This window comes from Streptomyces sp. NPDC057474 (assembly GCF_042802555.1).
In the GTDB taxonomy this organism is placed as follows: Bacteria; Actinomycetota; Actinomycetes; order Streptomycetales; family Streptomycetaceae; genus Streptomyces.
This window is the reverse complement of record NZ_JBHVDX010000029.1, coordinates 24,998-50,730: the sequence shown is the minus strand read 5'-3', so window position 1 is coordinate 50,730 and position 25,733 is coordinate 24,998. Positions and strand designations below refer to the sequence as shown.

24 protein-coding genes, 2 pseudogenes and 1 riboswitch are annotated in these 25,733 nt (G+C 69.2%); of the genes and pseudogenes, 17 read left to right on the top strand and 9 right to left on the bottom strand.

Annotated features, from left to right (window positions below):
- Positions 1-331: 331 nt before the first annotated feature.
- Complete coding sequence (locus ACFU53_RS11465) at positions 332-1,738, bottom strand: family 2B encapsulin nanocompartment shell protein (RefSeq protein ID WP_383989253.1); 1,407 nt, start codon at positions 1,736-1,738, stop codon at positions 332-334.
- Between the two features lie 302 nt (positions 1,739-2,040).
- Between ACFU53_RS11465 and ACFU53_RS11460 the strand changes: the two genes are divergently transcribed.
- Both ACFU53_RS11460 and ACFU53_RS11455 read left to right on the top strand, forming a co-directional pair.
- A complete protein-coding gene (locus ACFU53_RS11460) occupies positions 2,041-2,631 on the top strand; it encodes an N-acetylmuramoyl-L-alanine amidase (RefSeq protein ID WP_383989251.1) in 591 nt (196 codons plus the stop codon).
- A 56-nt stretch (positions 2,632-2,687) separates the two neighbouring features.
- Positions 2,688-3,623: a 1-aminocyclopropane-1-carboxylate deaminase/D-cysteine desulfhydrase gene (locus tag ACFU53_RS11455; RefSeq protein WP_383989248.1), complete on the top strand. Its 936-nt coding sequence runs from the start codon at positions 2,688-2,690 to the stop codon at positions 3,621-3,623.
- Here ACFU53_RS11455 and ACFU53_RS11450 read toward each other — a convergent pair.
- On the bottom strand, positions 3,620-5,215 hold the full coding sequence (locus tag ACFU53_RS11450; protein ID WP_383989245.1) for a Na+/H+ antiporter: 1,596 nt from the start codon (positions 5,213-5,215) through the stop codon (positions 3,620-3,622). The two genes, ACFU53_RS11455 and ACFU53_RS11450, sit on opposite strands and share 4 nt — an antisense overlap.
- A gap of 59 nt (positions 5,216-5,274) precedes the next feature.
- Here ACFU53_RS11450 and ACFU53_RS11445 point away from each other — a divergent pair, with 59 nt between their 5' ends.
- The 3 genes from ACFU53_RS11445 to ACFU53_RS11435 all read left to right on the top strand — a co-directional run bounded on the left by ACFU53_RS11445 (position 5,275) and on the right by ACFU53_RS11435 (position 7,420).
- Positions 5,275-5,535, top strand: coding sequence for a UBP-type zinc finger domain-containing protein (locus tag ACFU53_RS11445; RefSeq protein WP_383989242.1), 261 nt, complete (start codon positions 5,275-5,277; stop codon positions 5,533-5,535).
- A gap of 317 nt (positions 5,536-5,852) precedes the next feature.
- Entirely contained in the window at positions 5,853-6,266 is a 414-nt protein-coding gene (locus tag ACFU53_RS11440) for an anti-sigma regulatory factor (RefSeq protein WP_200304968.1), read from the top strand.
- Positions 6,263-7,420, top strand: a complete 1,158-nt coding sequence (locus ACFU53_RS11435) for a SigB/SigF/SigG family RNA polymerase sigma factor (RefSeq protein WP_383989239.1) — start codon at positions 6,263-6,265, stop codon at positions 7,418-7,420. The genes ACFU53_RS11440 and ACFU53_RS11435 overlap by 4 nt, the downstream gene beginning before the upstream one ends.
- A 50-nt stretch (positions 7,421-7,470) precedes the next feature.
- Here ACFU53_RS11435 and ACFU53_RS11430 read toward each other — a convergent pair whose 3' ends face one another.
- Positions 7,471-7,923, bottom strand: a complete 453-nt coding sequence (locus ACFU53_RS11430) for a hypothetical protein (protein WP_383989236.1) — start codon at positions 7,921-7,923, stop codon at positions 7,471-7,473.
- A gap of 206 nt (positions 7,924-8,129) precedes the next feature.
- On the opposite strand from ACFU53_RS11430, the gene ACFU53_RS11425 reads away from it, so the two are divergent.
- Complete coding sequence (locus ACFU53_RS11425) at positions 8,130-9,101, top strand: diacylglycerol/lipid kinase family protein (protein ID WP_383989233.1); 972 nt, start codon at positions 8,130-8,132, stop codon at positions 9,099-9,101.
- 318 nt (positions 9,102-9,419) lie between these two features.
- On the top strand, positions 9,420-9,677 hold the full coding sequence (locus ACFU53_RS11420) for a WhiB family transcriptional regulator (protein ID WP_003992873.1): 258 nt from the start codon (positions 9,420-9,422) through the stop codon (positions 9,675-9,677).
- Positions 9,678-9,910: 233 nt separating this feature from the next.
- Here ACFU53_RS11420 and ACFU53_RS11415 read toward each other — a convergent pair whose 3' ends face one another.
- Together ACFU53_RS11415 and ACFU53_RS11410 are read right to left on the bottom strand one after the other, a co-directional pair.
- Complete coding sequence (locus ACFU53_RS11415; protein WP_383989231.1) at positions 9,911-11,386, bottom strand: sensor histidine kinase; 1,476 nt, start codon at positions 11,384-11,386, stop codon at positions 9,911-9,913.
- Between the two features lie 498 nt (positions 11,387-11,884).
- Positions 11,885-12,481 (bottom strand): TetR/AcrR family transcriptional regulator, encoded by a 597-nt coding sequence (locus tag ACFU53_RS11410; protein WP_383989228.1) that lies wholly within the window; start codon positions 12,479-12,481, stop codon positions 11,885-11,887.
- A 96-nt stretch (positions 12,482-12,577) separates the two neighbouring features.
- On the opposite strand from ACFU53_RS11410, the gene ACFU53_RS11405 reads away from it, so the two are divergent.
- Together ACFU53_RS11405 and nagB are read left to right on the top strand one after the other, a co-directional pair.
- The gene (locus ACFU53_RS11405) at positions 12,578-13,327 is read left to right on the top strand and encodes an SDR family oxidoreductase (RefSeq protein WP_383989225.1); all 750 of its coding nucleotides are present in this window, start codon (positions 12,578-12,580) and stop codon (positions 13,325-13,327) included.
- Between the two features lie 153 nt (positions 13,328-13,480).
- On the top strand, positions 13,481-14,266 hold the full coding sequence (gene nagB, locus ACFU53_RS11400; RefSeq protein ID WP_383989222.1) for a glucosamine-6-phosphate deaminase: 786 nt from the start codon (positions 13,481-13,483) through the stop codon (positions 14,264-14,266).
- A 208-nt stretch (positions 14,267-14,474) separates the two neighbouring features.
- Here nagB and ACFU53_RS11395 read toward each other — a convergent pair whose 3' ends face one another.
- The 4 genes from ACFU53_RS11395 to ACFU53_RS11380 form a co-directional block, all read right to left on the bottom strand.
- Positions 14,475-16,022, bottom strand: a complete 1,548-nt coding sequence (locus tag ACFU53_RS11395; RefSeq protein ID WP_383989219.1) for a glycoside hydrolase family 3 protein — start codon at positions 16,020-16,022, stop codon at positions 14,475-14,477.
- 7 nt (positions 16,023-16,029) lie between these two features.
- Positions 16,030-16,872, bottom strand: coding sequence for a carbohydrate ABC transporter permease (locus tag ACFU53_RS11390; protein WP_383989216.1), 843 nt, complete (start codon positions 16,870-16,872; stop codon positions 16,030-16,032).
- A complete protein-coding gene (locus ACFU53_RS11385) occupies positions 16,869-17,861 on the bottom strand; it encodes a carbohydrate ABC transporter permease (protein WP_383989213.1) in 993 nt (330 codons plus the stop codon). Before ACFU53_RS11385 ends, ACFU53_RS11390 begins: the two co-directional genes overlap by 4 nt.
- Before the next feature lie 225 nt (positions 17,862-18,086).
- A complete protein-coding gene (locus tag ACFU53_RS11380; protein WP_383989210.1) occupies positions 18,087-19,367 on the bottom strand; it encodes an extracellular solute-binding protein in 1,281 nt (426 codons plus the stop codon).
- Positions 19,368-19,735: 368 nt separating this feature from the next.
- Here ACFU53_RS11380 and ACFU53_RS11375 point away from each other — a divergent pair, with 368 nt between their 5' ends.
- The 8 genes and pseudogenes from ACFU53_RS11375 (at position 19,736) to ACFU53_RS11340 (ending at position 25,558) form a co-directional block, all read left to right on the top strand.
- The gene (locus tag ACFU53_RS11375) at positions 19,736-20,500 is read left to right on the top strand and encodes a GntR family transcriptional regulator (protein WP_383989207.1); all 765 of its coding nucleotides are present in this window, start codon (positions 19,736-19,738) and stop codon (positions 20,498-20,500) included.
- Positions 20,501-20,676: 176 nt separating this feature from the next.
- Positions 20,677-21,121: pseudogene (locus ACFU53_RS11370) on the top strand (carbon starvation CstA family protein); the annotation flags it as partial.
- Positions 21,122-21,200: 79 nt separating this feature from the next.
- Positions 21,201-21,329: pseudogene (locus tag ACFU53_RS11365) on the top strand (carbon starvation CstA family protein); the annotation flags it as partial.
- A 268-nt stretch (positions 21,330-21,597) separates the two neighbouring features.
- Positions 21,598-21,744 carry a YbdD/YjiX family protein gene (locus ACFU53_RS11360; RefSeq protein WP_383989299.1) on the top strand — a complete coding sequence of 49 codons (147 nt, stop codon included), beginning with the start codon at positions 21,598-21,600 and terminating at the stop codon, positions 21,742-21,744.
- 120 nt (positions 21,745-21,864) lie between these two features.
- On the top strand, positions 21,865-22,137 hold the full coding sequence (locus tag ACFU53_RS11355; RefSeq protein WP_383989204.1) for a DUF3311 domain-containing protein: 273 nt from the start codon (positions 21,865-21,867) through the stop codon (positions 22,135-22,137).
- The gene (gene mctP, locus ACFU53_RS11350; protein WP_383989201.1) at positions 22,134-23,759 is read left to right on the top strand and encodes a monocarboxylate uptake permease MctP; all 1,626 of its coding nucleotides are present in this window, start codon (positions 22,134-22,136) and stop codon (positions 23,757-23,759) included. The genes ACFU53_RS11355 and mctP overlap by 4 nt, the downstream gene beginning before the upstream one ends.
- Before the next feature lie 195 nt (positions 23,760-23,954).
- The gene (locus tag ACFU53_RS11345; RefSeq protein ID WP_383989198.1) at positions 23,955-24,944 is read left to right on the top strand and encodes a nucleoside hydrolase; all 990 of its coding nucleotides are present in this window, start codon (positions 23,955-23,957) and stop codon (positions 24,942-24,944) included.
- Positions 24,945-25,051: 107 nt separating this feature from the next.
- On the top strand, positions 25,052-25,558 hold the full coding sequence (locus tag ACFU53_RS11340) for a GNAT family N-acetyltransferase (protein ID WP_383989195.1): 507 nt from the start codon (positions 25,052-25,054) through the stop codon (positions 25,556-25,558).
- An 88-nt stretch (positions 25,559-25,646) separates the two neighbouring features.
- Positions 25,647-25,724, top strand: a riboswitch (cobalamin riboswitch).
- The last annotated feature ends 9 nt before the right edge of the window (positions 25,725-25,733 follow it).

The following is a 25,733-nucleotide window of genomic DNA, read 5'->3' as shown; positions in this document are numbered from 1 at the left end:
GTTCCACCACCCGTACCGGGCCCACCACCCCCGTAGGCTCCTCGGCCCCGGACGGCTCCTCGGCCCCCGCCGGATCCCCCGCTTCGACCGGGCCCGGGGCAACCCGGACGGGCCTCCGCCTTTCCGGGATGTCGCCGCTCAACGCGCCGCCGCTCAACGCGCCGCCGCCGTCCAGCGTTTCGGTGGGGCTCTGCTTCGTCTCCGTCATGAACTCACCCATGGGATCGCCTCGGAGAGTCTGCGGACGGTGGCGGTTCCGCTGCCGATGGGCGCGTACCCCCGGAGTGTCCCCGCCCTGACCAGCGGGGACACGGCGTCCGGTCGGACAAGGTCACCGCCAGCGGCCGATCTCGACGTTCTCCAGAACGCCGAGCGCGTCGGGGACCAGGACCGCGGCCGAGTAGTAGGCCGTCACGAGGTACTTGATGATCGCCTGTTCGTTGATGCCCATGAAGCGCACGGACAGGCTGGGCTCGATCTCGTCCGGGATGCTCGCGGCCCGCAGACCGATGACGCCCTGGTCGTCCTCGCCGGTACGCATGGCGATGATCGACGTGGTCCTGGCATCGGTCACCGGGATCTTGTTGCACGGGTAGATCGGTACGCCGCGCCAGGTGGGGATGCGGTTGCCGGCGATGTCGATGGTCTCCGGGACCAGTCCGCGCTTGTTCAGCTCGCGGCCGAACGCGGAGATCGCGCGCGGGTGGGCGAGCAACAGCTTGGTGCCCCGTCGGCGGCAGAGCAGTTCGTCCAGGTCGTCCGGGCCGGGCACACCGTCGTGCGGCTGGAGCCGCTGTTCGTACTCGCAGTTGTGGAGGAGGCCGAACTCGCGGTTGTTGATGAGCTCGTGCTCCTGGCGCTCCTTCAACGCCTCGACCGTGAGCCTGATCTGCTGCTCGGTCTGGTTCATCGGCTGGTTGTAGAGGTCGGCCACGCGCGTGTGGATGCGCAGTACGGTCTGGGCGACGCTGAGTTCGTACTCGCGCGGCGCTGCCTCGTAGTCGACGAAGGTGTGCGGGATGTCCGGCTCACCGCTGTGGCCGGCGGCGAGGTCGATCTCCTTCTCGCCGTACTTGTTGGTGCGCTGCGACGGGATCGCACGCTGCTCCCGAAGGTGCTCGCTCAGGGTCTCGGCGCGCTCCGCGAGCTGCTCGACGGCCTGACGCGGCAGGACGAGCACCGTGCACGCGGTGACCGCGCGGGCCGTGTACTCCCAGATCGCGTCGGGGTCGAGCAGGGACTGGTCGCCGAAGTAGGCCCCGTCGGCCAGCACACCGAGGACCGCGTCGTCGCCATAGGGCCCGGTCCCGATCTTCTCGACCTTGCCGTGCGCGAGCAGGAACACCTCCTCCGCCTGACTGCCGAACTCGGCCAGCACGTCACCGGGCGCGAACTCCCGCTGCTCGCACCGCTGGGCCAGCTCACCCAGCACGTCGATGTCCTCGTAAGTCCGCAGGACCGGCAGTTCGCCGAGCTCCGCGGGGATGACGGCCACCCGGTCGCCGGTCTTCACAAAGGTGACGCGGCCGTCACCGACCGCGTAGGTGAGCCGCCTGTTCACCCGGTACGTACCACCCTGCACGTTCACCCAGGGCAGGGTGCGCAGCAGCCAGCGCGAGCTGATCTCCTGCATCTGGGGTGTGGACTTCGTGGTGGTGGCCAGGTTCCGGGCAGCGGCCGTGCCGAGACTCTGCTGCGGCTTGTCCTGCTGCGAGCGAACCTCTTCGCCTACCGACATACGGATTTCCCCTCCGGGTGTGCACTGATATCGCGGTCACCGATCTCGCGATCCAGCCTCGCATCACGGAGCGTGCCGGTGGTATTACCCGAAAGAGCGGGAATGGATCTTAGAAGACTGGGCATATCAGGGGAGTTTGTCGACCACTCGCGCCCTCACCCGTTCCTGTGCCTCTCGCCGAATCTGACCGGATCGACTCGCACGTCCCACCGACAACTGGCTCCCGCCGGGAGTCGGGGGTACAAGCCTGCGTACGAGGCGGCCACGACCAGCGGCCGTCGCACAGCACGAAGGAGTCGGCCATGGCCCCACCCATGTCCGCGGGCAGGTTTCTCACCGTCCTCAAGAACGAGGGCGTCCGGGTCGTCGAGGTCGGCGACTGGGAACATCACAACCGCAACCACGTGGGCCCGTGGGGGCCCGTCCACGGCGTGATGATCCACCACACCGTCACCTCCGGCAGCGAACGCACCGTGCGCATCTGCCGCGACGGGTACTCGGGCCTGCCCGGCCCGTTGTGCCATGGCGTCATCACCAAGGACGGCCGTGTCCACCTCGTCGGCTACGGCCGCGCCAACCACGCCGGTCTCGGCGACGACGACGTGCTGCGGGCGGTGATCGCCGAGAAGGCACTCCCGCTGGACAACGAGGCCAACACCGACGGCAACCGCCACTTCTACGGCTTCGAGTGCGAGAACCTCGGCGACGGCGAGGACCCCTGGCCGGAGGCCCAGCTCGACGCCGTCGAACGGGTCTCCGCCGCCGTCTGCCGCCACCACGGCTGGAACCAGCGGTCCGTCATCGGCCATCTCGAATGGCAGCCCGGCAAGGTCGACCCCCGGGGCTTCACGATGGCCCATATGAGAGACCGCGTACGGGCCCGCCTGAAGTAGGGGCCCGATCGCGGGCGAACCCCACGCCGACCGGTCATGTGTCCGACAATGGGCACGTGACCGGCCAGCCCTCCGCCCCCGATCCCACCGCCGCCCTGAACCCCCGGCTGCCGTCCCCCCTCCAGGAAGTCGTGGACGAGCGCTTCGCCCGCCACGGTGTCCGGCTGCTCCTCAAGCGCGACGACCTGATCCACCCGCAGCTCGTCGGCAACAAGTGGCGCAAGCTGGCCCCCAACCTGCGTGCGGCGGCCGGCCGCCCGCTGCTCACCTTCGGCGGCGCGTACTCGAACCACCTGCGGGCCACCGCCGCCGCGGGCCGCCTCCTTGGCGTGCCCACCATCGGGGTGGTCCGCGGCCAGGAACTGGCCGATCGCCCCCTCAACCCGTCCCTGGCCCGCTGCACTGCGGACGGCATGCGGCTGCTCTTCATCGACAGATCGATGTATCGCCACAAGTCCGACCCGGCCACCCTGGCCGCCGTCCTCCACGCCGCCGACACCAAGGACGCGTATGTCGTCCCCGAGGGCGGCAGCAATGTGCTCGCTGTGCGCGGCTGTCAGGACCTCGGCGCGGAACTGCGCGGCCGGACCGACGTCGTGGCCATCGCCTGCGGCACCGGCGGCACCCTCGCCGGTCTGGCGGCCGGACTGGCCCCCGACCAGCGCGCTCTCGGAATCCCGGTCCTCAAGGGCGGCTTCCTCGAAGAGGAGATACGACGGCTCCAGGACCAGGCCTTCGGCGGCCCACGCGGCGACTGGCGTCTCGACGACCGCTTCCACTTCGGCGGCTACGCCCGCACCACCCCCGAACTGGACGCCTTCGCCACCGACTTCGAGGCCCGCCACTCCCTCCCCGTGGAACGTCTATATGTCGCCAAGTTGCTCTACGGACTGGTCGCCCTGACAGCGGAAGGCGCCTTCCCGCACGGGACGACGATCGCCGCGGTGATCACGGGCCGCCCGTTCCAGGACGTCGCGGGGCGCCCGTCCTAGGACGCCTCCCGGTAGACCGCGGCCTCCTCCAGGTCCAGCCTCCGCAGCAGCGTGCGCAACATCTCGTCGTCGATGTACCGGCCGTCGCGCAGCTTCACGAAGACCTCGCGTTCGGCGCCGATCATCTCCCGGGAGAGGCGGCTGTAGGTGTCGTCGACGCTCTCCCCGGTCACCGGGTTCACCGCGCCGAGCCGCTCCCAGACGGCGTTGCGCCGCCGTTCCAGGACCGTGCGGAGGCGGTCGACGAGCGGTGGCGGCAGTTCGTTGCGCTCGTTCGCGAGGAGTTCGTCGAGGCGGGCCTCGGCGGCCCGGGACGCCTGGGCCTGGGCGTTGGCCTCCGCTAGGGTCTCGGCCTGCTGGTCGCGTCCCGGCAGCTTCAGAATCCGGACCAGCGGCGGCAGGGTCAACCCTTGGATGACGAGCGTCCCGATGACCGTCGTGAAGGTCAGGAAGAGGATCAGGTTCCGCTCGGGGAAGTCGTCCCCGCCGTTCACCGTGAGCGGGATCGAGAAGGCGATGGCCAGCGAGACGACGCCCCGCATGCCGGCCCAGGCGATGACGAACGGCCCCTTCCAGGTGGGGTTGTCCTCCCGTTCCCGGATGCGTCGCGACAGCATCCGGGGCAGGAAGGTCGCCGGATACACCCACACGAACCGGGTTGCGACCACGACGAGGAAGACGGCCACGGCGTACCAGGACGCGCTGACCCCCTCGTACTCGCCCAGCCCTTCGAGGACGACCGGGAGTTGGAGGCCGATGAGGGCGAACACGGTGGATTCCAGCAGGAAGGCGACCATCTTCCAGACGGCCTCCTCCTGGAGGCGGGTGGCGAAGTCGACCTGCCAGTTGCGGTGGCCGAGGTACAGGCCGACGACGACCACGGCGAGCACCCCGGAGGCGTGCACCCACTCGGCGAGCCCGTAGGCGACGAAGGGGATCAGCAGGGAGAGGGTGTTCTGGAGCAGCGCTTCCTTCAGGTGCGTGCGCAGCCAGTGGATCGGCACCATCAGCAGCAGGCCCACCGCGACGCCGCCGACCGCCGCCACCAGGAAGTCGACCGTCCCGCCGGACCAGCTCGCGCCCTCGCCGACGGTGGCTGCGAGGGCCACCCGGTAGGCGGTGATCGCGGTCGCGTCGTTCACCAGGGACTCACCCTGCAGGATCGTGGTGACCCGCGACGGCAGCCCCACCCGCCGGGCGATCGCCGTCGCCGCGACCGCGTCCGGCGGCGCCACCACCGCGCCGAGCACCAGCGCGGCGGTCAGCGGCATGCCCGGCACGATCAGGTACGCGGCCCAGCCGACGGCGAGGGTCGCGAAGAGCACGTAGCCGACCGACAGCAGCGCCACGGGCCGCAGTTGGGCCCGCAGGTCGAGGTAGGAACTGTCGCTGGCAGCCGTGTACAGCAGCGGGGGCAGGATCAGCGGCAGAACGATCTCGGGGTCGAGCTCGTAGTGTGGCACTCCGGGCAGATACGACACCGCGAGCCCCACCGCCACCAGCAGCAGCGGGGCGGGCACCGGCGTACGCCGAGCGGCTCCGGCGACCGTCGCGCTCCCGGCGACCAGCAACAGCAAGGGCAAAAAGTGCATCGCTTCCGCCGCCTTCGTTTCCGCGCGAGGTTCCTCGCACCCGTCGTAACCTGGCAATCATGAAACAGTGCACGCACGCGGACGCGCTGCCGCACCCCGAACCCGAACCTCTGAGCGAGACCTGCCCGAAGTGCCTGGCCGCCGGGAGCCATCCGGTGCAGTTGCGGATATGCCTGGAGTGCGGGCACGTGGGCTGCTGCGACTCCTCGCCGATGCGGCACGCGACCGAGCACCACAAGGAGAGCGGCCATCCCATCATGCGCACGTTCGAGGCCGGCGAGACCTGGCGCTGGTGCTTCGTGGACCATGTACTCGTATGACGCCCCGAAGCCGAGACGTCGCACGACGGAACCATGTCACTCCGTGACACGTCGACGTACTCGTGTGACAAGGTTCGGCAGTCCGACGCCTGGGTACGTCAACCCGGCGCGCGCTCTTCCTATTTGAGGCCCGCAGACCTCTAGCCACCGAGCGTATTCATAGGCTTACTATGAGTGACAGCATGGGGTGGAGTCCCCGGGACCCCGAGGACACGGCACTCGGTAGCGCGATAGCGTCACCGCTGAACCACGTAGCGCGTTACCCCGGGGGGCGACCCTCGGCCCCCGAAAAAGCTTGTACCACCTTGGAGGTGAGGGTGTCCCAGATCGCAGGCGAGCCCGGGACCCAGGACTTCGTGGAAGTCCGGCTGCCGGCCGCGGGTGCCTACCTGTCGGTGCTGCGTACGGCGACGGCCGGCCTCGCGGCCCGTTTGGACTTCACCCTCGACGAGATCGAGGACCTGCGCATCGCGGTCGACGAGGCCTGCGCGATCCTGCTTCAGCAGGCCGTGCCCGGCTCGGTGCTCAGCTGTGTCTTCCGTCTGATCGACGATTCGCTGGAGGTCACCGTCTCGGCCCCCACCACGGACGGCCACGCCCCCGCGCGTGACACCTTCGCCTGGACCGTGCTGTCGGCCCTGGCGGGCAAGGTCTCCTCCGCGGTGGCCGACGACAAAACCGTTTCGATCAGCCTCTACAAACAGCGCGGCGCGGGACCCGGGCCGGCGTGAGGAACGGGGACGGGCCGGTGCGGGACGAAGAACGCGGCACACGGGAACTTCCCGCGGAGGATGACGGCGGTCCGAGCGGACCGGCGCATCTGGCGGACGGCGTCGACGGCATCCCCGAGCAGGCCCGGCCGCACCCGGAGGACGAATCCTCGGCGGCGGCCGGAGCGTCTCGGCGGGCGGAGCCGACCGAAGACGAGGAGCGCGAGGCGCTCTCCGACGGGCAACGGGATCCGGAGGGTGCCCTACGGAGCACCACGTCCTCACGAGGGCGGACTGGGGCCTCCCCCGCTCGAGCACAGTCGAGAGCTGGGGGAACGGTGACGGCGGGCGGGACTATGAGCGAGCACGAGCGACACGACGAGGCGGGCGCGCAGAGCGTGCGAAGCACGCAGCACAGCCCTCAGGACCGCAGCGGGGCGCGAGCCCTGTTCGTAGAGCTGCGCGCCCTGCCGGAGGGCAGTGCCGAGTACGCGGAGCTGCGCAACCGGCTGGTCCGGATGCATCTGCCGCTCGTGGAGCACCTCGCACGCCGGTTCCGCAACCGCGGTGAGCCGCTGGACGACCTGACGCAGGTCGCCACCATCGGCCTGATCAAGTCGGTCGACCGCTTCGACCCGGACCGCGGCGTGGAGTTCTCCACGTACGCGACCCCCACGGTCGTCGGTGAGATCAAGCGGCACTTCCGCGACAAGGGCTGGGCGGTGCGGGTGCCGCGCCGGCTGCAGGAGCTGCGGCTGGCACTGACCACGGCCACGGCCGAGCTGTCCCAGCAGCACGGCCGGTCCCCGACGGTGCACGAGCTGGCCGTGAAGCTGGCCATCTCGGAGGAGGAGGTTCTGGAGGGCCTGGAGTCGGCCAACGCGTACTCCACGCTCTCCCTGGACGTCCCCGACACCGACGACGAGTCACCGGCCGTCGCGGACACCCTCGGCGCGGAGGACGAGGCACTGGAGGGCGTCGAGTACCGGGAATCTTTGAAGCCGCTGCTCGAAGATCTCCCGCCCCGGGAGAAGCGGATTCTGCTCCTGCGTTTCTTCGGCAACATGACCCAGTCGCAGATCGCCCAGGAGGTCGGCATCTCCCAGATGCACGTCTCCCGTCTGCTGGCGAGGACCCTGGCACAGCTGCGGGAGAAGCTGCTCGTCGAGGAGTAGGAGTACGAGCAGCGAAGGTGGAGCAGCGGATACGCCGGTCTCGCGACCGGCTACCGCTTCGTCTCCTCCGCCCGGCCCGGCCCCTCGATTCCGAGGGCCTGGGTCGTAGCGGGATTGATCAGCAGGACCAGCGCGGCGACGGCGACCACGGCCAGCACGATCCCCGCCGGGATCGCCACACTGTCGGCGCGCAGCAGGTTGTAGGCCACCGGCAGCGCCATGATCTGGGTGATGACGGCGGGCCCCCGGCTCCAGCTCCGCCGCAACAGCAGCCCGCGCGCGGCAATCAGCGGCAGCAGGGCCAGCGCGATGAGGGTGATGCCCCCGGTGACGCCGGTGCTCAGGTCGTCCGAGTCGCCGGTGAGGCCCAGGACGAGCATGGCCCCGCCGCCCACCAGCAGGGCCACCCCTTCCAGCGCGGCCAGTGCGGCCGCGGCGGTCAGCCGCCCGGGGCGGGTCTCGGCAGCGGAGGTGTCCGGCGTGGGGTTCTGCTCAGGGCTCACAACTGAAGGGTAGCCGTCACCCCCTGGCCGGCCCCGACCCCGGTACACGGGCCCGATCCGCCCGTCGTACGCGGGCCGATCCGCTCCGGCGCGCGGCACGCACACCGCCTTCGCGCGCCCTCACGTGCTCATCGTCACTACCCGATCTCCCCTTGATCCGCACCTCGGTATGGGCCGGGTACCACCCAGTAGGTACCCTGCAACCCATGCGTGCACTTCTCGTGGTCAATCCGGCGGCAACCACCACAAGCGCACGTACGCGCGATGTGCTGATCCACGCCCTCGCGAGCGAGATGAAGCTCGAGGCGGTCACCACCGAGTACAGGGGCCATGCCCGGGACCTCGCCCGGCAGGCCGCCGAGGGCAAGGACGACATAGAACTGGTCGTCGCGCTCGGCGGCGACGGCACGGTCAACGAGGTCGTCAACGGCCTGCTGTACCACGGCCCCGATCCCGACCGCCTCCCCCGCCTCGCCGTGGTCCCCGGCGGCTCCACCAACGTCTTCGCCCGCGCCCTGGGCCTGCCCAACGACGCCGTGGAGGCGACCGGCGTCCTGCTCGACGCCCTGCGCGAGAGCCGGGAGCGCACAGTCGGCCTGGGCATGGCCTCGGGCACCCCGGGCACGGAGGACGAGGCGGTGCCGTCCCGCTGGTTCACGTTCTGCGCCGGCCTCGGATTCGATGCGGGTGTGATCGGCCGGGTCGAGCAACAGCGGGAACGCGGACGGAAATCCACACACGCTCTTTACCTGCGTCAGGCATTTCGGCAGTTCCTGGAAGAGCCCCACCGCAGACTCGGCACAATCACTTTGGAACAGCCCGGCCAGGACCCGATTTCCGATCTTGTGCTGTCCATAGTCTGCAACACGTCCCCGTGGACGTTTCTGGGCAATCGCCCGGTGTACGCGTCGCCTAAGGCCTCGTTCGATAAGGGCCTCGACGTGCTCGGTCTCAGCCGCATGTCGACGCCCGCGCTCGCCCGTTATGGCACACAGTTGCTCACTTCGTCCCCCGAGCGCGGACCCCATGGCAAGCACGCCACCACCCTGCACGATCTGACCGACTTCACCTTGCATTCGAAGGCCCCCCTCCCCCTCCAGATGGACGGCGACCACCTCGGACTGCGTACGAGCGTGACGTTCACAGGCGTACGCCGTGCACTGCGTGTGATTGTGTGAGCGGAACGGGCAAAAGTCCTTCCACTCGAACGTTTAGGCCAGCATCCACCCCATGGAAGTACGGCTGTGACACAGTCGACACCGAGGAATCAAAAAAAACTTTCCGGTAGGGGTTGTATCCGCCGCTGAGGTTTGCGAGTCTCTACGTGGCGCTCGGGACAGCCCGCAACACCGGCTCACGAGAGCGCCAGAACCCCTCCTCAATCCACAGGACCACACCAGTCCGTCTGGTGATCGGCCCTTCACTTGTTGAGGGATTCGTGAAAGCGTTCACATTCACAAGCAACGTGCAAGTAATACCAAGGAGAGGTAGCAGCCATGGACTGGCGTCACAACGCCGTTTGCCGCGAGGAAGACCCCGAGCTCTTCTTCCCCATCGGCAACACCGGTCCTGCGCTGCTGCAGATCGAGGAAGCCAAGGCTGTCTGCCGTCGCTGCCCGGTTATCGAGCAGTGTCTGCAGTGGGCGCTTGAGTCCGGCCAGGACTCCGGCGTCTGGGGTGGTCTCAGCGAGGACGAGCGCCGCGCCATGAAGCGCCGCGCCGCCCGCAACAGGGCGCGTCAGGCATCCGCCTGACTCCCACCCAGCAATAGCCTGAGCTTGGCGGCGCGCACAGCGAGTGCGCTTCTCCCGCCCCCGAGCCGCAGCGCGCAGTACCCCCGGTGCGCTTAACCAGCCACGAGCCCGAGCCCCGGACCACATCATGGTCCGGGGCTCGGTGCTGTTCGCGGTGCTGTTTTCCGTACGCCGGTCGCGGTGACCACGAGGGGTGCATCCGCCGTACCCACGGCCGACTCCTCCCGAGCCCGCTACTTCTGTGCCCGCACCGGGATGTCGAGGATCACCTGAGTACCGCGCTCGGGAGCCGCGACCATGTCGAAGGTGCCGCTCAACTCCCCCTCCACCAGCGTCCGTACGATCTGCAGGCCGAGGTTGCCCGAACGGTGCGGGTCGAAACCCTCGGGCAGGCCGACGCCGTCGTCCTGGACGGTGACGAGGAGACGGGTCTCCTTGGTGGTGCCGCCGCGCACGGCCGAGACCTCGACGGTGCCGGTCTCCCCCTCGCGGAAGCCGTGCTCGAGGGCGTTCTGCAGGATCTCGGTGAGGACCATGGAGAGCGGGGTCGCGACCTCCGCGTCCAGGATGCCGAAGCGGCCGGTCCGCCGGCCGGCGACCTTGCCCGGTGAGATCTCGGCGACCATGGCGAGCACCCGGTCGGCGATCTCGTCGAACTCCACCCGCTCGTCCAGGTTCTGGGACAGCGTCTCATGCACGATCGCGATCGACCCGACCCGTCGTACGGCCTCTTCGAGAGCCTCGCGGCCACGCTCGGACTCGATGCGCCGGGCCTGGAGGCGCAACAGCGCGGCGACGGTCTGGAGGTTGTTCTTCACCCGGTGGTGGATCTCCCGGATGGTCGCGTCCTTGGTGATCAATTCGCGCTCGCGGCGCCGCAGTTCTGTCACGTCCCGCAGCAGCACCAGCGAACCGATGCGCGGGCCCTTGGGTTTGAGGGGGATCGCGCGGAACTGGATCACCCCGTCGATGGACTCGATCTCGAACTCGCGAGGCGCCCACCCGCTCGCCACCTTGGCAAGCGCCTCGTCCACCGGCCCCCGGGAGGGGGCGAGTTCGGCGGTCGTACGGCCGAGATGGCAGCCGACGAGGTCGGCGGCGAGGCCGAGGCGATGGTACGCGGAGAGGGCGTTCGGAGAGGCGTACTGGACGATGCCGTCGGCGTCGAGCCTGATCAGGCCGTCGCCGACGCGCGGCGAGGCGTCCATGTCGACCTGCTGGTCGGGGAACGGGAACGCGCCCGCGGCGATCATCTGCGCCAGGTCGGACGCGCTCTGGAGGTACGTCAACTCCAGTCGGCTCGGGGTCCGCACGGTCAGCAGATTGGTGTTGCGCGCGATGACACCGAGCACGCGCCCCTCCCTGCGCACGGGGATGGACTCGACCCGTACGGGCACCTCCTCACGCCACTCGGGGTCGCCCTCGCGAACGATGCGGCCCTCGTCGTGGGCGACGTCGAGGAGGGGCCGGCGGCCGCGCGGGACCAGGTGGCCGACCATGTCGTCCTGGTACGAGGTGGGGCCGGTGTTGGGGCGCATCTGGGCCACGGAGACATAGCGCGTGCCGTCGCGCGTGGGGACCCAGAGGACCAGGTCGGCGAAGGACAGGTCGGACAGCAGCTGCCACTCCGACACCAGCAGATGCAACCACTCCAGGTCGGAGTCGCTGAGAGCGGTGTGCTGGCGGACGAGTTCGTTCATGGAGGGCACGTGTGCGAGCGTACCTGGCGGTACGGACATGACCGGAAAAGGCGGTTGGCGTCGCCGGTACGGGCGCTGGAACCGGCTGCCGCAGGGCCCCGGGAAACACCCGCGGGCCGCGGCGCCTGAGAGGGACCCTCAGCCCTCCCGGCACCGCAGCCCGGAGCAACATCGGCCGTGGGGTGTGCGGTCCCAGTCGGCCGAAGGATGAGGATCCGGAGCAGTCAGGGCAGAGAGCGCCGGGTCCTCGGTCCGCCTTCCTGTGCGGGGAAAGCGGAGGCTTGTTTTTCGTTCGCGTGCGATGGGTCCGCGACCGTGGCCGCTGATCGATCACATGCCCTACCACGCATTGTTGACTAGACCACTGCGTGTGTCCATGCGTTGGCGGATGTTTGTTGTTGTTCCATTGTCCAACATCTGCCGACGGCTCACACGCAGAGTAGCCCGCTTCCGCTTGGGCGCGGGCCGGAATGCCGTGGCTGGTCGCGCGACCGGCCCCGTGGCGCGTCAGGCTCGGGGCCAGATCGCCATGGCGAGTTCGGCGACCGCCTCCAGCTCCTGCCTGGTCGCCCCGTCGCGGGCCTGCTGGGACATGCCCTGGATGACCACTCCGGCGTGCCGGGCCAGGGCGGCCGCGTCGGTGTCCATAGCCAGTTCACCGGCCGCGATGCCCGCTCTTATACGGCTCTCGACAGACGAGATGCCGGCGTTGCGCCGGGTCCGGAGGGACTCCTCCACCTCGGGGCTCGTGCAGTTGGTCGCCGCGTGGACGACCAGGCAGCCGTGCGGGTGGTCCGGGTCCGTGTACTCGGCGGCGGCCTCGCGCAGGATCCGCTCCACGGCGGCCCGGGCGGTCGGCTCCTCGGCGAGGGCGCGTTCGACGAAGGAGCCGTAGCGCGTCCCATACACGCGCACGACCTCCTCGAAGAGGGACTGTTTGTCGCCGAACGCCGAGTACAGGCTCGGGGCGCCGATGCCCATGACACGGGTGAGGTCGGAGACCGAGGTGGCCTCGTAGCCATGCTCCCAGAACGCCATGATCGCCTTCTCCAGGGCGGTCTCGCGGTCGAAGGAGCGGGGTCGGCCGCGCTGTCTGCTCACCATGGGATGGATTTTATAGCGGGCACTAGTGAAATGTCGGCGCGCTGCTGTACGGTCTTTTTTGTAACGACCACTAGATAATTCGAGGGGGGCGCCGACATGGGTGTACTCGCAGGCAGGACGGCTCTGGTCACGGGGGCGAGCAGGGGCATCGGGCGGGGGATCGCCGAGCGGCTCGGGCGGGACGGGGCCCGGGTCGCGGTGCACTACGGCCGCGACGAGGCGGCAGCGAAGGAGACGGCCGCCGCGATCGACGCCGCGGGCGGTTCCGCCTTCGTGATCGGCGTCGAGCTGGGGCTTCCCGGGGACGCCGAGGCCCTGTGGAAGGAGTTCGACCGGCACGCGGACGGGCTGGACATCCTGGTGAACAACGCGGGGATCGGAACGAGCCGGCCGATGGAGGAGATCGGCGAGACCGAGTACGACCGAGTCTTCGCGGTGAACGTGAAGGCGCCGTTTTTCCTCCTCAAGCACGGCATGGGACGCCTGCGCGACGGCGGCAGGGTCATCAACATCTCGTCGGGCCTCGCCCGCACCGCGGCGATGCCGGACAACATGGCCTATGCGATGACGAAGGGCGCGTTGGATCTCCTCTCCCGGGACCTGTCGAAGGTGCTGGGCCCCCGGGGCATCACGGTGAACTCGGTGGCGCCCGGCCTGGTCGAGACCGACAACACCGCCGAGATCCTGGGGACCGAGGCCGGCCGAGCCATGGCCGAGGGGGTATCGGCGCTGGGCCGGATCGGGACACCTGCCGATATCGCGGACGTGGTGGCGTTCCTGGCGTCGGACGAGGGACGGTGGGTCACGGGGAGCTGGGTGGACGCAACGGGAGGATCGCTGACGTAGGAAGCCTGGACCACTCGGGAGGCACAGGAGACGCAGGCTCGGCCCCGGAGAGGACGGGCAGACCTCCGCAAAGGCCCTTCTGCTAGATTGGTCTAAACCACATAGCCTCCAAGTACCAGTCGAGTCCCCTCTTTCCAGATCGGCAGGCCCAGCGTGGAAGTTGTCATCGTTCCGGATGCCAAGGCGGGCGGCGAGCTCATAGCCGAGGCGATGGCGGCGCTGCTCCGGCGCAAGCCCGCGGCGCTGCTCGGGGTCGCCACGGGGTCGACCCCGCTGCCCATCTACACGGCGCTGGCGGAGAAGGTGCGTTCCGGTGCCGTGGACGCCTCGCGGGCGCGGGTCGCGCAGCTCGACGAGTACGTGGGGCTGCCGGCCGAGCACCCCGAGTCGTACCGCTCGGTGCTGCGGCGCGAGGTGCTGGAGCCGTTGGGGCTCGGCCTGGACGCGTTCATGGGGCCCGACGGGACCGCCGAGGACGTGGCGGGAGCGTGCGAGGCCTACGACAGGACGCTGGCCGAGGCGGGGGGTGTGGATCTGCAGTTGCTCGGCATCGGGACCGACGGGCACATCGGGTTCAACGAGCCGTGCTCGTCGCTCGCCTCCCGGACGCGGATCAAGACGCTGACCGAGCAGACGCGGATCGACAACGCGCGGTTCTTCGACGGCGACATCGAGCAGGTGCCGCACCACGTCATCACCCAGGGCATCGGCACGATCCTGGAGGCCCGGCACCTGGTGCTGCTCGCCACGGGCGAGGGCAAGGCGGACGCCGTCGCGGCGACCGTGGAGGGGCCTGTGGCGGCGGTGTGCCCCGCCTCGGCGTTGCAGCTCCACCGCCACGCGACCGTCGTGGTGGACGAGGGTGCCGCGTCGAAGCTGAAGCTGGCGGACTACTTCCGGCACACGTACAGCAACAAGCCTGACTGGCAGGGGATTTAGGGCCACTGGAAGTGCGAGTAGGCGCCACGGCCCGGTGAGAAGGGCTGTGGCGCCTACTTGTGTGGGGCTACGGGTTGTCGGGCGGGTGCGGCTTGTGGGTGGCGTGCGCCCACCCTCCCCCAACGCCCCGGCGGAACGCCTGCCCACACCCCGTACCGGCGGCTTCTCGGAGCCCTCTTCCAGAGCCTGCCCTCTACCGCCCCGGCCCCTATCGCACCCCCGCGATGACCTCCGCCGCTGCCCTGCCGCAGACCCTCGCCGCGCCGTGGGTCGCGATGTGGAGGGTGCCCCGGGGCGGGGACTGGGGGATGCCCATCTCCACGACGATCGTGTCGGGGCGGGTGGTGAGGAGGGTGTCGAGGGCGGTGGTCATCCAGGGGTGGCGGTGTTCGTCGCGGACGACGGCGACGACACGGCGGGTGCCGGCGACCGCCAGGGCCGAGGCACCGGCGCTGTCGCCCGCGAAGGTGCCCGTCTCGGTGCCGGGGAGGAGGCGGGCCAGTTCCGCGCCGACGCCCCAGGGGGTCTCGTCGCCCACGGCGATGTTCGCCACCGGGGTGAAGGCCGCGACGTAGAGGGGCTGCGTGGGCGGCTCGTAGGGCTCCGCGCAGGTCGCCGTGAGGGCGCGGCGGGCAGCCACGAGGCCGACGCCCCCACCGGTGCCGCCGGTCTCCCCGATGACCTCGCGCCCCGTCCCGTCACCGTCTCCCGCTTCCCCTGCAGCCGATCGCGTCCACTTCGCCAGCGCCCGGACCCGGTTCGCCGCGTCCGCCAGACGTTCTTCCTCGAGGTCGCCGTCGCGGACGGCGGTGATGAGGGCGTCGCGGAGACGGCGGACGGTCTCGTCGTCGGCGAGGCCGCCGCCGACGCAGATGGCGTCGGCGCCGGCGGCGAGGGCGAGGACACTGCCGTGTTCGATGCCGTAGGTGCCGGCGATGGCCTGCATCTCCATGCCGTCGGTGACGATGAGGCCGTCGTAGCCGAGTTCGCCGCGGAGGAGGTCCGTGAGGATGCCGTGGGACAACGTTGCCGGAAGGTCGGGGTCCAGGGCCGGGACCAGGATGTGGGCGCTCATCATCGCGCGCGAACCGGCGGCGATGGCGGCGCGGAAGGGGGCCAGGTCCCGGGAGTCCACGAGCGAGCGGTCCGCGTCGATGCGGGGCAGGGAGAGGTGGGAGTCGACAGCGGTGTCGCCGTGGCCCGGGAAGTGCTTGGTGCAGGCGGCGACGCCCGCGGCCTGGAGGCCGGTGACATAGGCGGCCGTGTGGCGGGCGACCAGGCCGGGGTCGGCGCCGAAGGAGCGGACGCCGATGACGGGGTTGGACGGGTTGGCGTTCACGTCGGCCGACGGGGCCCAGTTGAAGTTGACGCCGCACTCCGCCAGGCGGCGGCCCAGGGCGAAGGCGACCTCCCTGGTCAGGTCCACGTCGTCGACCGCGCCCAGGGCGTGGTTGCCCGGGAAGGAGGAGCCGGTGCGGACCTCCAGACGGGTGACGTCGCCGCCCTCCTCGTCGATCGCGACCAGGACGTCCTCGTGCTCCGCGCGCAACCGGTCGGTGAGAGCGGACAGTTGTCCGGGCGAGGTGATGTTGCGGCCGAAGACGCCGACGGAGGCGAGGCCCTCACCGAGGCGGCGCAGCAGCCAGTCGGGGGCGGTGGTTCCCGTGAAGCCGGGCTGCAGGACCGTCAGCGCGTCCCGCGCGAGACCGTCCTGTCCGGAAGGGGAACCGGGCGAGCCAGGGGCGAATGTCGTCATCGGGTGGTTATCCCTTCACGGCGCCCGCGGTGAGGCCCGCGGCCATCTTGCGCTGGACGAGGAGGAAGAGGACGACGATCGGCACGGCCATCATGGTGGAGCCGGCCATCATCGGGGCGTATTCGGTGCCGTGCTTGGTGGTGAAGTTGCCGAGCCAGACGGTCGCGGTCTGGTTCTGCTGGCTCATCAGCATCAGGGCGTACAGGTACTCGTTCCACGCCTGGATGAAGCCGTAGACCGAGGTCGCCACCATGCCCGGCGCGAGCAGTGGGAACACCACGCGGATGAAGGCGGTGGTGCGGGAGCAGCCGTCGACCATGGCCGCCTCCTCCAGTTCGCGCGGGATGTTGACGATGAAGCCGCGCAGGGTCCACACGGTGAACGGGAGGATGAAAGTCAGGTAGGTGATGATCAGGCCGGTCAGGCGGTCGTACTGGCCGAGGTCGTTCAGGAGCAGGAAGACCGGGATGATCATCGCGACCAGCGGGACCATCTGCACCGCCAGGATGCCGACGATGACCACCTTCCGGCCGCGGAAGGCGAAGCGGGAGATGGCGAGGGCGGCCAGCATGCCGACGACGACGCCGATCACGACGACCGTGAGGGAGACGACGAGGCTGCGGCCGACCGGGCCCCAGAAGTCGGCGATGTCCAGCGCCCGGCCGAAGTTGGCGAAGGTGATCGACGTGGGCAGCAGGCTGGGATCGGGGTCGATCGCGTCCTTGGCCGGCTTGAACGCCGTGTTCAGCATCCAGTAGACGGGGAAGCCCGCGGTGACGAAGACGAACAGGCCGAGGAGGTTCCAGCCGAGCTTGGACTTCCGAGGACCGGAGACAGTGGCAGTACTCATTCGACCTCTCCGATCTTCAGCATCTGGCGCATGTAGACGCCGATCACGCCGAGCAGCAACAGCACGGTGAGGAGTGCGATCGCCGAGCCCTGCGCGTAGTCGTTGACCACGAACGCCTTGTCGTACGAGTAGGTGGTGAGCAACTGGAAATCGGCCTCCGGGTGGCCGTTGCGCATCACGAAGACCTGCGGGAAGACGCCCATGTCCCAGATGACGGAGAGGGTCGTGAGCATCACGATGATCGGCTTGAGGATGGGGAGCGTGACGTAGCGGAACACGCCCCACGCGCCGGCGCCGTCGAGTCGGGCGGCCTCCTCCAACTCCTTGGGGACCTGGGTGAGTCCGGCGCTGAGGGTGATGACGACGAACGGCACCGCGCCCCACACCACGAGGAGCGTGATGACGGCGAGGCCCTCGGGGCCGCTGGCGAACCAGTTGTGGCCGATCATGTCGACGCCGGGGAGCTTGCTGAGGAGCGCGTTGAAGATGCCGTAGTCGGAGTCGAAGAGCCACTTGAAAACGGTGGTGGCGACGATGATGGGCATGCCCCAACTCGCCACGAGCGCGATGTTGATGAGCGTCTTCACCCAGCCGGAGACCCGCTGGAGCAGCAGGGCGATCGCCATGCCGATGACCATCGTGAAGATGACGCAGGCGGCGGCGAAGACGATGGTCCGGACGACGACCGTCCAGAACTCGCTGTCACCCAGCACCTTGGAGAAGTTGTCGAAGCCGACCGACTCGGCGGGCTTGAATCCCCACAGCTGGGACTGCCCGAACTCCTGGAAGGACAGGGTGACAAGCCGGACCAGTGGATAGCCGAGAACGACGGCGAGAATCAGCAGGCAGGGGGCCAGGAGGGCCCAGGGAACAGCTGCTCCGCCTGCCAAACGTTTGGCCGAACTCCCGGTAACCACCGGCGGCGACGGCGGCGGCGCCGGCCGCGCGGGCGGCACCTTCGCAGGGGCAGTCGTGTCTGCGGCACTCATCGCGCGCTCCTAAGCAGATAAAGAGGGGCGGGCAGCGCCCCGATGCCCCCGTAGGGGCGCGGGGAACTGCGCGACCGGCCACGACGCACCGGCACCGACCCGACACCCCATCGCGGCACTTTCGTACATCACCCACCGGCCGGACTCATGTCACCCACCAGCCGGCCTCTGTGGCACCCCCGGCCGGGCCCGGCCCCTTCGGCCAGGCCCGGCCGCAGGTCACCGTCACTCGTTGTTGATGACCTTGTCGATCTCGGCGTCCGCTTCCTTCGCGGCCTCCTCGACCGACTGCTTGCCTGTGCCGATGGACTGCAGCATGGCCTGCAGGATCTGCGCCTTCTCGACCTGGCCCCAGCCGGGGGCCATCGGGACGAACCAGTTGGACTCGGCCGCGGTGGCCGGGACCGCCGTCGCCGGGTCGTCCTTCAGGGTGGCGAGGTCGGTCTTGTTGTTGGGCAGGTTGCCCTTCTCGATCAGGCCCTTCTGTCCGGCGGGGCCGGTGAAGGCGTTGATCCACTCAGCGGCGACGGTCTGCGCGTCGGACTTCACCGGGACGGCGAGGTCGGAGCCGCCGAGGAAGACGGGGAGGTTCTTGCCGGACGGGCCGGGCATCACGAAGTTCTCGACGTTGCCCTCGAGCTTGCCGGTCTTGTCGTTCTCCTTGGCCGCGGCGGTCGCGCCCTCCCAGGCGGGGGCGAAGATCATGCCGGACTTGCCCTGGCCGTAGACGATGTAACGGTCGGACTCGTCCTTGGTCTTGTCGCCGTGCATGTACTTGTCGACGACGTTCTTGAACTCGTTGAGCCCCTCGATGGACTCGGGCGAGGAGAGGTTGGCCTTCCACTTGCCGCCCGACTCGACGGCTATGGAGCCGCCGGCGTCGTAGACGAAGGACATGGCCGCGTACCAGTCGCGGGTGGGCTGGTACCAGGCGCTGAACTTGTCGCCCTGCTTCTTCTGGACCTTGTCGAGGGCGGCGGTGAGTTCCTCGTACGTCTTCGGCGTGGACTTGACGCCCGCCGCGGCGAAGACGTCCTTGCGCCAGTTGGCGACGCGGCCACCGGCGTAGTACGGGACGCCGTAGGTCTTGCCCTCGTAGGTGACGGAGGCCTTGAGGCCGTCCAGCCAGGCACCGGAGTTGTCGAACTTCGCCGCGTCGACGGGGGCGAAGGCGCCCTTGACCATGTAGGCGAGCATCTCCGTGTTGCCCATCTCGACCACGTCGGGGGCCTTGTCGGTGGCGAGGACGGCGTCGAGCTTGGCGTTCTTGTCGGGCCAGCCGTAGTACTCGTGCGTGATGGTGATCCCGGGGTGCTTCTTCTCGATCGCCGCGTCGGCGGCCTTGACCAGCTCCGGCCAGTTGTTCTGCGCGTCCACCGTGAGCCAGACCGTCAGCTCCTTGGTGTCCGCCCCCGTGTCCGAGCTCTCGCTCTCGCCGCCCCCGCACGCCGCGATGGAGACCATCATGCCCGCGACACAGATCGCGGTCGTCAGCTTCCTCTTCACGCCACCCTCCTCAGGGATGCCATTGCTCAGGGATGCCACAAACCCCCCTGCTCCCCGCGGTGACAGACGTACCGCCCATGGGGCCAGGACCTGGACCAATGGTGTAGACCAGTACGCCGGAGCTTGGCTCAGACCATTCGATGTGTCAAGGGTGCTCGAACCCCCTCTCACCAGCTGTTATGCGACCTATATATGCAGGAACCTTTATGTAATAAGCCAGCGAAAACCGCGCACCTGAGCCACACTCTTCGGGTAGACCACTGCGCGTTCCTGGAGTAGACCAGCGGTGACCTCTCCGTGGACTAGACCAGCGGGGCCTGCGAAGGTATACAGAGAGATCACGCCACGAGGAGCCGGGAAGGCGGAGCATGAGCACCGACGTCAGCAGTGCGGAGAACGAGAACGGGGCGACCGTCCGTACCGCACGCGTGCCCAAGTACTACCGCCTGAAGAAGCACCTGCTCGACATGACGGAGACGCTGCCGCCCGGCACGCCGGTACCGCCCGAGCGCACCCTCGCCGCCGAGTTCGACACCTCGCGCACGACCGTGCGGCAGGCGTTGCAGGAACTGGTCGTCGAGGGGCGGCTGGAGCGCATCCAGGGCAAGGGCACGTTCGTCGCCAAGCCGAAGGTCTCCCAGTCGCTGCAACTCACCTCGTACACCGAGGACATGCGCGCCCAGGGCCTCGAACCCACCTCCCAGCTGCTGGACATCGGCTACATCACCGCCGACGACACCCTGGCGGGGCAGCTCGACATCACCGCCGGCGGCCGGGTCCTGCGCATCGAGCGCCTCCGCATGGCGAACGGCGAGCCGATGGCGATCGAGACGACCCATCTGAGCGCCAAGCGTTTCCCGGCCCTGCGCAGGTCACTGGTCAAGTACACCTCCCTCTACACCGCGCTGGCCGAGGTGTACGACGTCCGCCTCGCCGAGGCCGAGGAGACCATCGAGACCTCGCTGGCCACCCCGCGCGAGGCCGGTCTGCTGGGCACGGACGTGGGCCTGCCGATGCTGATGCTCTCCCGGCACTCGCTGGACAAAAACGGGCAGCCGGTGGAGTGGGTGCGGTCGGTGTACCGGGGTGACCGGTACAAGTTCGTGGCGAGGCTCAAGCGGCCGCAAGACTGAACCACTCGGGGATTCCCCGAGGCGAGGCACAGGTGGTGCACGCGGTGTAGCGCAACTGCCGCTCCTGCTCTACGGTCCCTGCGTCGCTGCATGGACACGGGAGGCCCCGCTGTGCGTGCCGCGAACGTCCGAGCCATCGTCATCTGGACTCTCGTCGCCCTGGTCGCCGCGACCGGGTGGGCCGCGCTCGCGCCGGCTCGGGGCGAGAACGTGTCGGCGGCCTGGATGGTGGCCGCCCGCTGGGGTCGTACGCGATCGCCTACCGCTTCTACGCCAGGTTCATCGCGTACAAGGTCCTGAAGGTCGACAGGACCCGGGCCGCCCCGGCGGAACGCCTGAACAACGGCATCGACTTCCGACCGACCGCCGGGTGCTGCTGGGCCACCACTTCGCGACGATCGCGGGCGCGGGACCGCTCGTCGGGCCGTGCTCGCGGCGCAGACGGGCTATCTGCCCGGCACGATCGGATCATCGCGGGCGTCATATTCGCGGGCGCGGTCCAGGACATGGTGGTGTGTTCTCTCGACGCGGAGGGACGGCAGGTCACTCGAACGGATGGCCCGAGAGGAGATCGGCCCGTTCGGCGGCACCGCCGCGTTGCTCGCGGCCTTCGCCATCATGATCACCTGCTGGGGTGTGCTGGCACTGGTCATCGTCAACGCCCTCGCGCAGTCGCCGCGGGTCCACCTTCTCCGTCGCGATGACCGTCCCGATCGCCCTGCTGATGGGCTTCTACCTGCGCGCGCTGAGGCCGGGGCGGGTCGCCGAGGTCTCGCTGATCGGCGTCGGCCTGCTGCTCGCGCTGGTGGCCGGCCGCTGCACCATCGTCACCAACTCCACGGTCGACGGTGTGCTGTCGGCGGTCCTCGCCCTGCTGATCATCGTGGTGATCGCGGACGCCGGCCGGGTCTGCGTGCGGCATGTACGCCGCCCCGCGCTGTCCACGCTCAGCGAGGCCAAGTACGTCCGGTCGAAGATCGTCGCCCCGGCCGGGCTGATCCCGACCAAGGAGGAGAAGGAGAAGGCGGCGAGCGATGCGGTCGGTGCCGGGCAGGGCGGTCAGGGCGGCCAGGGGGGTGCGCTGGTAGGTACGCGAGCTGACCGACGAGTCGGCGTACGACCGTTATGTGGAGCATGTGCGCACGTACGACCTAGACGCGCCGGTGCCGTCCCGGCGCGAGTTCGAGTGCATGCGGACGGATCGACAGGAAGCGGACCCCCGGCAGGGGTTCCGCTGCTGCTGAACACACAACCTCCGCATCCGTTATCCGGACAGGGGGTTCCATACGACGGAACCCGTCCCTTACATTTCCTGCGCGTTAGCAGGTGATCAGTGGTGATCAGTGAGGGGACGGAACCGGGACATGTCAGAAGCGCCTGAAGTGAGACCACCGGTGGTGACACCTGCCAGGGTGGCCATCGCCCTGTGCCTGCTCGCCCCGTTCGTGGCGATGCTCTGGGTCGGCTCGTACGCCAAGACGGACCCGGCGTTCATCGGCATCCCCTTCTTCTACTGGTACCAGATGGCCTGGGTGTTCATCTCCACCGCGCTCACCGCCACCGCGTACGTCCTGTGGCAGCGTGACCAGCGCGCCCGCAAGGCTCAGCAGTCCGAGGGCGGGGGTGTCGCGAAGTGAAGGACGGCGTGAACGGCGTGGCACTCGCCGTCTTCATCTTCTTCTTCCTGGCCGTCACGGTCATGGGCTTCCTGGCCGCGCGATGGCGCAAGGCCGAGAACGACAGCCTCGACGAATGGGGCCTCGGCGGCCGGTCGTTCGGCACCTGGGTCACCTGGTTCCTGCTCGGCGGCGACCTCTACACGGCGTACACCTTCGTCGCCGTACCGGCGGCGATCTACGCGGCGGGCGCGGCCGGCTTCTTCGCGGTGCCCTACACGATCCTGGTCTACCCGCTGATCTTCACGTTCCTGCCCCGCCTGTGGTCGGTCTCCCACAAGCACGGCTATGTGACGACCTCGGACTTCGTACGCGGCCGCTTCGGCTCGAAGGGCCTGTCGCTGGCGGTCGCCCTGACCGGCATCCTCGCGACCATGCCGTACATCGCGCTCCAGCTCGTCGGCATCCAGGCCGTCCTGGACGTGATGGGCGTCGGCGGCGGCGAGGACACCAACTGGTTCATCAAGGACCTGCCACTGCTGATCGCGTTCGGCGTCCTGGCGGCCTACACCTACTCCTCCGGCCTCCGGGCCCCCGCGCTGATCGCGTTCGTGAAGGACACCCTGATCTACATCGTCATCGCGGTGGCGATCATCTACATCCCGATCAAGCTCGGCGGCTTCGACGACATCTTCGCCAAGGCCGGTGAGGCGTACAGCCAGACCAACCCGGCGACGGACAAGCCGCGCGGCGCGCTCGTGCCCGGCGACGCCAACCAGTGGACGTACGCGACGCTGGCCCTCGGCTCGGCGCTGGCGCTCTTCATGTACCCGCACTCGATCACGGCGACGCTGTCGTCCAGGAGCCGCGAGGTCATCCGCCGCAACACGACGATCCTGCCGTTGTACTCGCTGATGCTGGGGCTGCTGGCCCTGCTGGGCTTCATGGCGATCGCGGCCGGGATCCAGGTGCAGAACGGCCAGCTGGCGATCCCACAGCTGTTCGAGACGATGTTCCCCGACTGGTTCGCGGGCGTCGCCTTCGCGGCCATCGGCATCGGCGCCCTGGTCCCCGCGGCGATCATGTCCATCGCGGCGGCGAACCTCTTCACCCGCAACATCTACAAGGACTTCATCAAGCCGGACGCCACGCCCGCCCAGGAGACCAAGGTCTCCAAGCTGGTGTCCCTGCTGGTGAAGGTGGGCGCGCTGGCCTTCGTCCTCACCATGGACAAGACCGTCGCCATCAACTTCCAGCTCCTGGGCGGCATCTGGATCCTCCAGACCTTCCCGGCCCTCGTCGGCGGCCTCTTCACCCGCTGGTGCCACCGCTGGGCCCTCCTCGCCGGCTGGGCGGTCGGCATGCTGTACGGGACGATCGCCGCGTACGGCGTGGCCTCTCCCACGCAGAAGCACTTCGGCGGGTCCTCGGCGGAGATCCCCGGAATCGGCGAGATCGGCTACATCGGTCTGACGGCCTTCGTCCTCAACGTCGTGGTCACGGTGGTCCTCACCTTCGCCCTGCGGGCATTCAAGGCCCCCGACGGCATCGACGAGACCAAGCCGGAGGACTACACGGCGGACGCGGGCGACGCGGGAGTACAGGTGGAGCTTCCTCCGGCAACGGCGGGGACGAGCCACTAGAGACACCGAGAAGTTCCCCGCGCCCCGTTTTTAGGGGCGGGGGGAACTTCTCGATCAACCACGTACGACCCTCACCCGCCCGATCGCAGTCCTCCCCGAGCTGTCAGGCCCCCAAGGGTGTCGAAGGGGCACAGCCCTGGGGACGGGGATGGGTAGGGGCGGCGGGGGCGAATCCCACCCGGCTACGCTGGCCAGGTGACCGCTCGCACCCCGATCCTCCTGGACAGCGACCCCGGCATAGACGACGCCGTGGCCCTGCAGTACCTGCTCGGCACAGGCCTGTGGGACCTCAAGGCATACACCTCCGTCGGCGGCAACCTCCCCGTCGAAGCCACCTACGCCAACGCCCGCGGCCTGGCCCGCGCCCTCCGCATCGACGGCGACGTCCCGGTGCACCGGGGCGCGGGCCGCCCCCTGTCCCGCCTTCCCTACCGGGAGGCGTCCGCCTTCCACGGCCCGGCAGGCCTCGGCAACGAGACACTGCCCGACGCGACGGCACCGCACCCGACGGAGTCGTCCGCGCAGGCGCTGCTCCGGCTCTCGCGGGAGTACGAGGGCGAGCTGACGGTGTGCGCCACGGGCCCGCTCACGAACGTGGCCGTCGCGCTGCTGGAGGACCCGGACTTCGCCCGCCGCGTCGGGAAGTTCGTGTTCATGGGCGGCGCCGCGCAGGTGGCGGGGAACTTCACCCCGGTCGCCGAGTTCAACATCTGGGCCGACCCCGACGCCGCCGAGATCGTGCTCTCCTCCGGCATCCCGTTCACCATGGTCGATCTGGACGCCTCGCACCGCTGGCTGTTCCGCCCCGCCGACCTCGCCGCGCTGGAGGCGGCGGGTCCGGGCACGGCGCTCGCCGCCCGGCTGATGCGCACGTACATGGACGCCTACACCCGCCATGGCGGAGACGGCACCTGTCCGCTGCACGATCCGCTGGCCGTGGGGGTCTGCGGGGACGAGGCGTTCGTCGAGGCCGCCGAGGGGGCCGTCGTCGTGGAGTGCGCGAGCGAACTCACGCGCGGCCAGACCGTGTTCGTGCCGGCCGCCGCCCGGCGCGTCTACTACTCCGAGTCCCCCGCCCTGACCGCCCGCCTCCGTGCCACCGGCCGAGTCGCCCTGGGCCCGGGTACCCGCGACTTCAGCAAGGACTTCGTGGCGACGCTGCCGCAGTGGCCGGCGGTGGGCTGACCAGACCCGATCATCCGTTGACTGACCAGATCCGATCATCCGACAAACGACAGCCCCTGTGGAAAACCGCGGCCCCGCGAAGTCGCCCCTGATGCAAACTGCGACGCATGGACATCGCGATCAGGCACGTGGCCCCCGACGAGTACGCCGCCCTCGGCGAAATCACCGCGCAGGCCTACCTCGGCGACGGACTGCTCGACTTCGGGGAGAGCGATGTGTACCTCGGTGAGCTGCGGGACGTGGCGAAGCGGGCCGCCGAGGCCGACGTGCTCGTGGCCGTGGCGGACGGCCGGGTGCTCGGCGGTGTGACCTTCGTCCCGGCGGGCGGCCCCATGGCCGACATCGCCCGTACGGGAGAGGCCGAGATACGGATGCTCGCGGTCGCTCCGGAAGTGCGCGGGCGGGGTGTCGGCGAGGCCCTCGTGCGGGCCTGTGCGGAGCGCGCCCGGACCGTGGACGGCTGTGTACGCGTCGTGCTGTCGACCCAGCGGGCCATGCGCGCGGCCCATCGGATCTACGAACGTCTGGGCTTCACTCGCACACCAGAGCGCGACTGGAACCCCCTTCCCGACCGATTCGACATCACGCTGATCACCTACGAGTTGACGCTCTGACACACTGCGAAGCCGAATGCGACACAACATATGGGGGTGCCATCGCGACCCGGCACTAGATGTATGCTCATGCTCGCTGTCGCCGCAGGGGAATCCGGTGCGAATCCGGAACTGTCCCGCAACGGTGTACTTGCGTGCGTTTGCACGCCTGTTCAGTCCGAACACCTGCCGACAG